The sequence below is a fragment of the Polaribacter sp. genome (assembly GCF_965656025.1).
Taxonomy (GTDB): Bacteria; Bacteroidota; Bacteroidia; order Flavobacteriales; family Flavobacteriaceae; genus Polaribacter.
Map to the genome: position 1 here is coordinate 1 of NZ_CBFHJT010000094.1, position 8,328 is coordinate 8,328.

The 8,328-nt window shown below is 29.9% G+C and carries 10 protein-coding genes; 3 read left to right on the top strand and 7 right to left on the bottom strand.

Features of this window, described 5'->3' with window-relative positions; all coding sequences use genetic code 11:
• Nucleotides 1–676: single-stranded-DNA-specific exonuclease RecJ (locus ACTG3S_RS13415; RefSeq protein WP_439129848.1), on the bottom strand; the 676-nt coding region annotated here is incomplete at its 3' end.
• Between the two features lie 14 nt (nucleotides 677–690).
• A complete protein-coding gene (locus tag ACTG3S_RS13420) occupies nucleotides 691–1,122 on the bottom strand; it encodes an OsmC family protein (protein ID WP_439129849.1) in 432 nt (143 codons plus the stop codon).
• An 82-nt stretch (nucleotides 1,123–1,204) separates the two neighbouring features.
• Here ACTG3S_RS13420 and ACTG3S_RS13425 point away from each other — a divergent pair, with 82 nt between their 5' ends.
• The 3 genes from ACTG3S_RS13425 (at nucleotide 1,205) to ACTG3S_RS13435 (ending at nucleotide 5,170) form a co-directional block, all read left to right on the top strand.
• Nucleotides 1,205–3,385, top strand: a complete 2,181-nt coding sequence (locus ACTG3S_RS13425; protein WP_439129850.1) for a T9SS type B sorting domain-containing protein — start codon at nucleotides 1,205–1,207, stop codon at nucleotides 3,383–3,385.
• 8 nt (nucleotides 3,386–3,393) lie between these two features.
• Nucleotides 3,394–3,984: a carboxymuconolactone decarboxylase family protein gene (locus ACTG3S_RS13430; protein WP_439129851.1), complete on the top strand. Its 591-nt coding sequence runs from the start codon at nucleotides 3,394–3,396 to the stop codon at nucleotides 3,982–3,984.
• Nucleotides 3,985–4,195: 211 nt separating this feature from the next.
• On the top strand, nucleotides 4,196–5,170 hold the full coding sequence (locus ACTG3S_RS13435; protein ID WP_439129852.1) for a hypothetical protein: 975 nt from the start codon (nucleotides 4,196–4,198) through the stop codon (nucleotides 5,168–5,170).
• Here ACTG3S_RS13435 and ACTG3S_RS13440 read toward each other — a convergent pair.
• The 5 genes from ACTG3S_RS13440 to ACTG3S_RS13460 all read right to left on the bottom strand — a co-directional run bounded on the left by ACTG3S_RS13440 (nucleotide 5,167) and on the right by ACTG3S_RS13460 (nucleotide 8,068).
• Entirely contained in the window at nucleotides 5,167–5,511 is a 345-nt protein-coding gene (locus ACTG3S_RS13440; protein WP_439129853.1) for a HopJ type III effector protein, read from the bottom strand. The genes ACTG3S_RS13435 and ACTG3S_RS13440 overlap by 4 nt on opposite strands.
• Before the next feature lie 80 nt (nucleotides 5,512–5,591).
• Complete coding sequence (locus ACTG3S_RS13445) at nucleotides 5,592–6,578, bottom strand: aldo/keto reductase (RefSeq protein WP_439129854.1); 987 nt, start codon at nucleotides 6,576–6,578, stop codon at nucleotides 5,592–5,594.
• A 14-nt stretch (nucleotides 6,579–6,592) separates the two neighbouring features.
• Complete coding sequence (rsmI, locus tag ACTG3S_RS13450) at nucleotides 6,593–7,264, bottom strand: 16S rRNA (cytidine(1402)-2'-O)-methyltransferase (RefSeq protein WP_439129855.1); 672 nt, start codon at nucleotides 7,262–7,264, stop codon at nucleotides 6,593–6,595.
• Nucleotides 7,265–7,312: 48 nt separating this feature from the next.
• Nucleotides 7,313–7,675, bottom strand: coding sequence for a four helix bundle protein (locus tag ACTG3S_RS13455; protein WP_439129856.1), 363 nt, complete (start codon nucleotides 7,673–7,675; stop codon nucleotides 7,313–7,315).
• A gap of 33 nt (nucleotides 7,676–7,708) precedes the next feature.
• Entirely contained in the window at nucleotides 7,709–8,068 is a 360-nt protein-coding gene (locus tag ACTG3S_RS13460) for a cupin domain-containing protein (protein ID WP_439129857.1), read from the bottom strand.
• Nucleotides 8,069–8,328 lie beyond the last annotated feature (260 nt).

Genomic DNA, 8,328 nt, shown 5'->3' on the forward strand with positions numbered 1-8,328 from the left:
TGGCCACTAAATCTAAATACGGAATAAAATCTTTAATCGTTAGATTGTGTTTTGAGCCTAAAGCTTGAATCAATTTAAACCCAACTCCACAACCACACAATTCATCAAAAGGATAGTTGCAACCTTTTTGTTTCGCGTTTAAAACTGCAACTGCTTTCGGAATTGCATCTCCAGGTTTGTGATGATCGCAAATAATAAAGTCGATATTTTTTTTAGAAGCATAAGCTACTTTATCAATGGCTTTGATACCACAATCTAATGCGATAATTAGCGAAAAATTATTGTCTTCAGCAAAATCAATTCCTTTAAACGAAACTCCATAACCTTCTTCATATCTATCAGGAATGTAAGTGGCAATATTTGGAGTTATTGTTTTTAAATATGATGAAACTAAAGAAACTGCTGTAGTGCCATCTACATCATAATCTCCATAAACTAAGATATTTTCTTTGTTTGTAATGGCGGTCTCAATTCTTTCAACAGCCAAACCCATATCTTTCATTAAAAAAGGATTATGAATATCTTCTAAACTGGGTCTAAAAAATTTTTTAGCCTCTTCAAAAGTTTCAATATTTCTTTGGCAAAGAATTGAAGCAAGGGTTTTATCAACTTGTAAATCTTGTGCGAGTTTTTCTACTTTTTCTTTATTAGGTTCAGGTTTTAAAGTCCATCTCATAGCAAATTATTAGGTTACTTTTCTAAATTGTGCAAATGAATTTCTGTTTCTACATCTGCAAACTGACGAAACATTTCCATGACACCACAATATTTTGTAACTGATAAATTAACTGCTTTTTGTATTTTTTCTGGTTGTAGTTCAGCATCATAAAAATGATAATCTACTTTTACCATATTATAAAATTTAGGATGTTCGTCAGTCAATTCTGCAGTTACTTCAACTTTAAAATCCGTAACTTCTGCACGCATTTTTTCTAGCAAGGAAACCACATCTAAACCAGAGCAACCTGCCAAAGAAGAAAGCATTAATGCTTTTGGAGCAAAACCAATAGTATCTCCATTGTCTTGAGATTTATCAAACATGGTTAATTTATGGCCACTAGGATTGTCGGTTTCAAAGTGCGATTTTCCTGTCCAAACGGTACTAATTATATTTTTAACCATAAATAATATTTTTTTAAAATTTGAAGTATTAAATTGTGCTTTCTTACAAAAATAAGAAAACCCTTATAAGTTAATGATTAAAATGAATAAATCTCTATATCTTAAATATAAATTAGTCTTAATCTATTTTTTATGTGTGTGTTCTGTTTTATTTGCCCAAACAGATAATGCTCCATCAATTACAGCAGTTGGTAGACAAGCATTTTGTCTTGGAAGCCCTATAAATGTTGTAACAGATTTTACAATTACTGATTCAGATGACACGGGGATAGATGCGTTTTTTATCCAAATATCATCTGGATACCAAGCTAATATTGACTTTTTAGAATTAACAGGTTCACATCCAAACATTGTTTCTAACTGGAATATAAATGAAGGTAAACTAACTTTAACAGCAGCTGCAAGTGCAACAGAAATAGTATTTGCAGATTTAGAAAGAGCGGTAAAAGAAGTTGTTTTTACAACTGCTGTAGATAATATAGCTATTGAAAAAATATTTTCTTTAACGGTTGATGATACAAATTATTTACCATCAACAGATCACTTTTATGAGTTTATATCTGACATAGGAATTAGGTGGGACGAAGCTAAGATGGCAGCTGAGAGCAAAACGTATTATGGAAGACAAGGGTATTTAGCAACATTAACAACACAAGAAGAAGCAGATTTTGCAGGTAAGCAAGCTTCTGGTGCAGGTTGGATTGGTGGCTCTGATGAAGAAACAGAAGGCGTGTGGAAATGGGTAACTGGGCCAGAAGCAGGAACAGTTTTTTGGAATGGAGGGAATAATGGTTCTAGCCCAAATTTTGAAAATTGGAATATTAATCAACCAGATAATTTTCATGGAGGAGTAGGTGAAGATTATTTGCATATAACCGATCCTAGTATTGGTAATCCTGGACAATGGAATGATTTAAGAATCGCAGGTGATCCCCCAGGGCCATATCACCCTAAAGGATATATTGTCGAATACGGAGTTCCTTCAGATCCATCTTTAAATATAGTTGCTAGTACAAGTATTTATATTCCTCAAGTTGTATCAACTACAGACGCTATAGTTTGTGAATTTGAATCTGCAACAATTTCTGCTATTCCTAGTGAAGGAGAAATTTTATGGCATGATAATCCTAATAGAGGTACACAACCAGAACTGGCAAGAGGAAACAATTTTACAGTAAATAATATTACAGAAACAACAACCTACTATGCAACAGTTTCTGTTAATGGTTGTGTTACATTAGATAGAATACCAGTTACAATTACTGTAATTCAAAAACCAACCATTATTAATACGGTAGATGCTTTAATATGTTCAGGAAATGCAACGTTAAGTGCAGAAGCCTCTGCAGGAGATGTCTATTGGTATGATTCCGCTTCTAGTACAACTCCAATTTTTATTGGTGATAATTATGAGACACCAAATTTAACAACAACGACTTCTTTTTTTGTCGAAGCTAATAACTCAGGTTGTGTATCTTTAAATAGAACAGAAGTTATAGCAAGAGTAGATAATACTGTTCCAGAATTTGATTTGGTACAAGATGTTTATGTTCTTTGTGAAGATATTGGATCTATAGATTTAGAAACAACAAATGCGCAGGGAAGTTATACCTATGTTTGGCAAAAAGATGGAGCTCTTTTAACAGGAGATTTGGCTTCAATAACGATAAATTCTTCAGGAACTTATACCGTGATTGGAAGATCTGCTGCAGGTTGTGAATCGTTAACCAAAACTATTTTAGTCACAAATTCTGAAAAAGCATCGATTACAAAAGACGATATTTTAATTATTGATGATTCTGATAATAACTCAATTGAAGTTATTACCAAAGATTTAGGAATTGGTAATTATGAATTTGCCATAGATGACGAATTTGGAGTCTATAAACAGGAAGGCATTTTTAACAATATTAGTACAGGTATGCATACTTTATTTATTAAAGATAAAGGAGGTTGTGGAATAGAACAATATCAATTTTCTATTTTAGAGTACACCAAATTTTTTACACCTAATAATGATGGTAAAAACGATTATTGGAATATAAAAGGGTTTGATAAAAACTTTTATACAGTTTCAGATATTTATATTTACAATAGATTTGGTGTTTTACTTCATAAAATAAATCCAGAAGGTTTAGGTTGGAACGGAACTTATGAAGGAAAAAAATTACCATCTAACAGTTATTGGTTCAAAACCTTACTTACAGATAAAAATGGTTTATCGGTAGAAAAAAACGGAAGCTTTAGTTTAATTAGAAAATAATAACAGATATGCCCTTAGTAACACCTTTAAAAGCAGAACACGATTTAGAAACAAAACAACTAGCAGAATTTTTTAATGAAACTTTGGGTTTTTGTCCTAATTCAGTGTTAACCATGCAACGTAGACCTGCAATATCAAAAGCTTTTATAAATTTAAACAAAGCAGTTATGGCAAATGAAGGACGTGTTACTTCTGCTTTAAAAAGAATGATTGCTTGGGTTTCTAGTAATGCAACTGGTTGTAGATATTGTCAGGCGCATGCCATTAGAGCAGCAGAACGTTATGGTGCAGAACAAGAGCAATTAGATAATATTTGGGAGTATAAAACACATGCTGCTTTTTCTGACGCTGAACGTGCAGCTTTAGATTTTTCTTTAGCAGCTTCTGTGATTCCAAATGCTGTGGATGCCAAAATAAAAGAAGAATTATATAAATATTGGGATGAAGGCGAAATAGTAGAAATGTTAGGTGTAATTTCTTTGTTTGGCTATTTAAATCGTTGGAACGATTCTATGGGAACAAGTTTAGAGAAAGATGCAATAGATTCTGGAAATCAATATTTAGGTAAGCATGGTTTTGAGGTTGGCAAACATATTTAGTTTTTATTTAATAATAAAAAAGTATATTTACATCTTCAAAAAAAAGTCTTTTCAAGTAAAACCTGAAAAGACTGTAATAAAATTATCAAAGGTCCCCCAACCTCATTAATTTACACTCAAATATAGTAAAACATCAAAGTTTTATTCTTGCAAAATATGCAAAATAAAATATTTTTTTTTGCACATTTTGAGATGTTGAAAAGGAGACCTTATGAGAACAGAAGAAGAGTTACTATTTACAATAGTTAAAGATAAGTTACCAAAAAATGTATCTTTAATTAATGAAATTGCAGATATATTAAATCTTAATTATGATGCTGCATACAGAAGAATTAAAGGAAAAACTACACTTTCTTTAAAAGAAGCTTTTATTATAGCAGACCATTACAATTTAAACTTAAACGATATTTTAGGTCAGAATAAATTATGTTCAAATAAAATTGTTGTTGAAAAAACACACAATATTATTTCTGATAATTTTTTAGACGTCTTTTTTGATAAATCAAAGGAAGAAACTCAAAAAGTTTTAGATTCAAAAAAAGGCTATATTATAAATTGTGCTAAAGATTATCCTTTTTATCATACAGATAATGCCATTTTTAAAAAATTTAGAATATTTCTTTTTATCAATATTTTAAGTAAAAACAAGAAGCATAAAAATGTTACTTTTTCTGAATTTAAACCAACAAATCAAATTTTAGAGAAGTACAATAGCTTTTTAGAGCAATACTCTAAAGTAAATTTAATAGAAGTATGGAATGATTCAACTTTAGACAATATTTGTAATCAAATTAAATATTTTTATGATGTAGGTTTAACTACAAAACAAGAAGCGCATCTTATTTTAAAAGGTCTTGTTGATTCTCTTAAAATTGTAGAAGAGCAGGCTTTTCATAAAAAACGAGTTAATAGTAACCAGAAATTTGAGTTGTATTATAATGGTTTAGTGTCTTTGTTAAATAATATTTTAATGAAAACAGATACAGAAAAAACAGCATTTACGCCTTATACAAATTTAACCTATTTTAAAGTTACAGATAAAAATACAACAGACCACATAGAGCATCATCTAAATAATAAATTAATTTATTCTAAAAATATTTCTGGCGAAGCTTCTGTAGAAAGAAAAAAGTTTTTTAATAAAATTTATCAAAAAATAGACCAATTAAAAACACAGATATTTTAAATAATTTTGGTTAAAGCAGAATTTTCAAAAGACAAACCATCAAAACCAGTTTTCATAAAATTTCTAATATTTTGATGCGTTGTACCATCTGCATCTTCTAAAACCGATTGGTAATGTTCGCCAAAGCAAAATAAGGTTTCTTCTTTGCTTAATTGTTGATGCATTGCAAACGCAAATAACTTACAAGAACCAGCGTTTTCTCCAGCTTTATTTTCAATTGCTCCGTTGGTAAAAGCAGTTGGTGTAAAGTGATAATGCTCATCAATTATTTGCATGGTTTCATTAAATGATATTGATGTTGGGTTTTCTTTTAGTTTCGTTTTAAATTGTTGAATAAGCATAAGTTTTATTTAAAGTGTAATAATTTATATTTGAAAAAATAGTTATAACTAAAATTGAGTATAAATTGATAAAAAATATTTTACCATAAATTATGCACTTCAGACTTAATAAACCTATTGTATATTGCATTTGTTTGTTCTATTTCTTGTTTAGAAATTGGACTAGCTTTTAATGTATTTAAGTTAGACAGCAATTGTTCTGTACTTGAAGTACCAGGAATTACACAACTAATTTCATTAAAAGATAAAATCCATTGTAATGCTTTATGTACAAGGTTTTCATTTCCATTAAAAACTTTTTTTAATTCTTCTACAGCTTGCAAACCCAAATGATAATCTATACCAGAAAAAGTTTCTCCTTTGTCAAAAGCTTCTCCATTTCTGTTAAAAAATCTATGGTCATCTTTGTCAAAAGTTGTTGTTTTATTAAATTTACCAGTTAACAAACCACTTGCTAATGGAACTCTAGCAATAATACCAACATTCTTCTTTTTTGCTTCTTCAAAAAATAACTCATTAGGTTTTTGACGAAACATATTATATATAATTTGAACTGTACTAACATCTTCAAATTCCATTGCCATTAAAGCTTCTTCAACTTTTTCTACACTAACACCATAGTTTCTAATTTTACCTTCTTTCGTTAAATCGTTGAACAAACCAAAAATTTCTGGACGACTATAAACTTCAGTTGGCGGACAATGTAATTGTATTAAATCTATTCTTTCTAAACCTAAATTTTGCAAACTGTCTTCAACAAATTTTCTTAGCACTTCTGTTGTATAAGATGCATTGATATGAGGATTTAATTGTCGTCCGCATTTAGTTGCTACAAAAACTTCTTCAGATCTAGAACGAATAACTTTACCAATAGCTTTTTCGCTTAAACCTTCACTATAGACATCTGCTGTATCAATAAAATTAATTCCATTATCTATGGCAGAATTTATTATTTTTTCTGCATTATCAAAGTTAAAGTCACTTCCCCATTTCCCTCCTACTTGCCAAGTTCCTAGACTTATTTCTGATACTTTTAAATTGGTTTTACCTAGTTTTCTATAATTCATCTTGAAATAGTTTTTTATTTATTTTTCCCCTCAACAACAACTACAATTTCTCCTTTGGGTGGTTTTTTTGTAAAATGGGCTAACATTTCTGTGGCTGTTCCTCTAACAGTTTCTTCAAACATTTTAGTCAATTCTCTAGAAACAGAAACCTTTCTATCTGCTCCAAAATACTCAATAAAATGGCCTAAAGTTTTTACCAATTTATGCGGACTTTCATAAAAAATCATGGTTCTTGTTTCTTCTGCCAATAGTAAAAAACGCGTTTGTCTTCCTTTTTTTACAGGTAAAAAACCTTCAAAAACAAACTTATCATTCGGTAAACCAGAATTTACCAAAGCAGGCACAAATGCCGTAGCACCAGGTAAGCAATCTACCTCAATCTTATTTTCTACACAAGCTCTCGTTAATAAAAAACCAGGATCTGAAATGGCTGGTGTGCCAGCATCTGAAATTAATGCACAAGTTTCGCCGGCTTGTAAACGCTTTAATATTCCTTCAATAGATTTATGCTCATTATGCATGTGGTGACTATGCATTTGGGTAGCAATTTCAAAATGTTTTAATAATTTACCACTGGTACGTGTGTCTTCTGCTAAAATAAAATCGACTTCTTTTAAAACTTTAATGGCTCTAAAAGTCATGTCTTCTAAATTTCCAATCGGTGTTGGTACTATATATAATTTCATTGTTCAGTTATCAGTTATCTTTTATCAATTTTCATTAAGAAATCTTAATTACTTTTTATTTATTCTAGTAGTTTTTAAAATGGAAAACAAAATTTTAGAAATTTCATCAGCTTTATTAAATAATTCAGAGAATTCATTTTCGTTTATATAATAACTATCTTTTAATAAAGATAACCAGTATTTTGTTTCTAGACTTTCTTTGTAGGAAATTGACATTTTCGCGGAAAAATCAGCTTTAGAAATAGCTCCATTTGCCTCGATTATATTTGCTCCAACAGAAGTTCCACTTCTTAATAATTGTTTAGATAAAATGTATTCTTTTTTATTTGTCATAATTTGCTTGCACAAATTGACAATTAATAAAGCAAAATCATAAGATTTATTTTGTAATGGGTTGTTTTTCAGTTTCATATATTTTTATTGATAATTGATAAAAGATAATTGTCAAATTGATTCATAATTTTCTACAGTAATATCCGCAATAACATCACCAGTATGTTTCGTAGAAAGTGGCTCAAACAGTAAAATATGTACCTCTTCTTTGGCAATTGGTTTATGCTCAACACCTTTTGGTACAATATAAAATTCGCCCTCATTTATAGTGATGATTTTATCTCTTAAATGCATTTCTAAAACCCCTTTTTGCACCATAAACAACTCATCTTCATCATCGTGTTTATGAAAAATAAATTCGCCTTGTATTTTGGCTAATAAAATTTGCTGTCCATTTAATTCGCCTATTTTTTTAGGTGACCATTGGTCTGTAAACAAATTGAATTTTTCTTGAATATTAACTACGCTCATAAAGACAAATTTACAAAGATTTTATGGGAATAAATCAGTATTAAAAACAAGCGATTTTTCTCTAAAAATGATTAATTTTGCAGACGAATTCTGAAACAAATTCAGGATTTTAAAACATAACAAAGATTCTGAATTATGTTCAGAATTGTAAATTAAAATTTACAATGTATAGAAGTCATTCTTGTGGCGAGTTAAGAGATTCGCATATAAATACAGAAGTAACCTTGGCTGGTTGGGTACAAAAATCGCGCGATAAAGGA

Bases quoted from the DNA above. Each gene is read 5' to 3' on its own strand.
- ACTG3S_RS13445 (WP_439129854.1), bottom strand. From the start codon at position 6,578: ATGAATTATAGAAAACTAGGTAAAACCAATTTAAAAGTATCAGAAATA.
- ACTG3S_RS13435 (WP_439129852.1), top strand. From the start codon at position 4,196: ATGAGAACAGAAGAAGAGTTACTATTTACAATAGTTAAAGATAAGTTA.
- ACTG3S_RS13425 (WP_439129850.1), top strand. From the start codon at position 1,205: ATGAATAAATCTCTATATCTTAAATATAAATTAGTCTTAATCTATTTT.
- ACTG3S_RS13455 (WP_439129856.1), bottom strand. From the start codon at position 7,675: ATGAAACTGAAAAACAACCCATTACAAAATAAATCTTATGATTTTGCT.
- ACTG3S_RS13460 (WP_439129857.1), bottom strand. From the start codon at position 8,068: ATGAGCGTAGTTAATATTCAAGAAAAATTCAATTTGTTTACAGACCAA.
- ACTG3S_RS13420 (WP_439129849.1), bottom strand. From the start codon at position 1,122: ATGGTTAAAAATATAATTAGTACCGTTTGGACAGGAAAATCGCACTTT.
- ACTG3S_RS13440 (WP_439129853.1), bottom strand. From the start codon at position 5,511: ATGCTTATTCAACAATTTAAAACGAAACTAAAAGAAAACCCAACATCA.
- rsmI (WP_439129855.1), bottom strand. From the start codon at position 7,264: ATGAAATTATATATAGTACCAACACCGATTGGAAATTTAGAAGACATG.
- ACTG3S_RS13430 (WP_439129851.1), top strand. From the start codon at position 3,394: ATGCCCTTAGTAACACCTTTAAAAGCAGAACACGATTTAGAAACAAAA.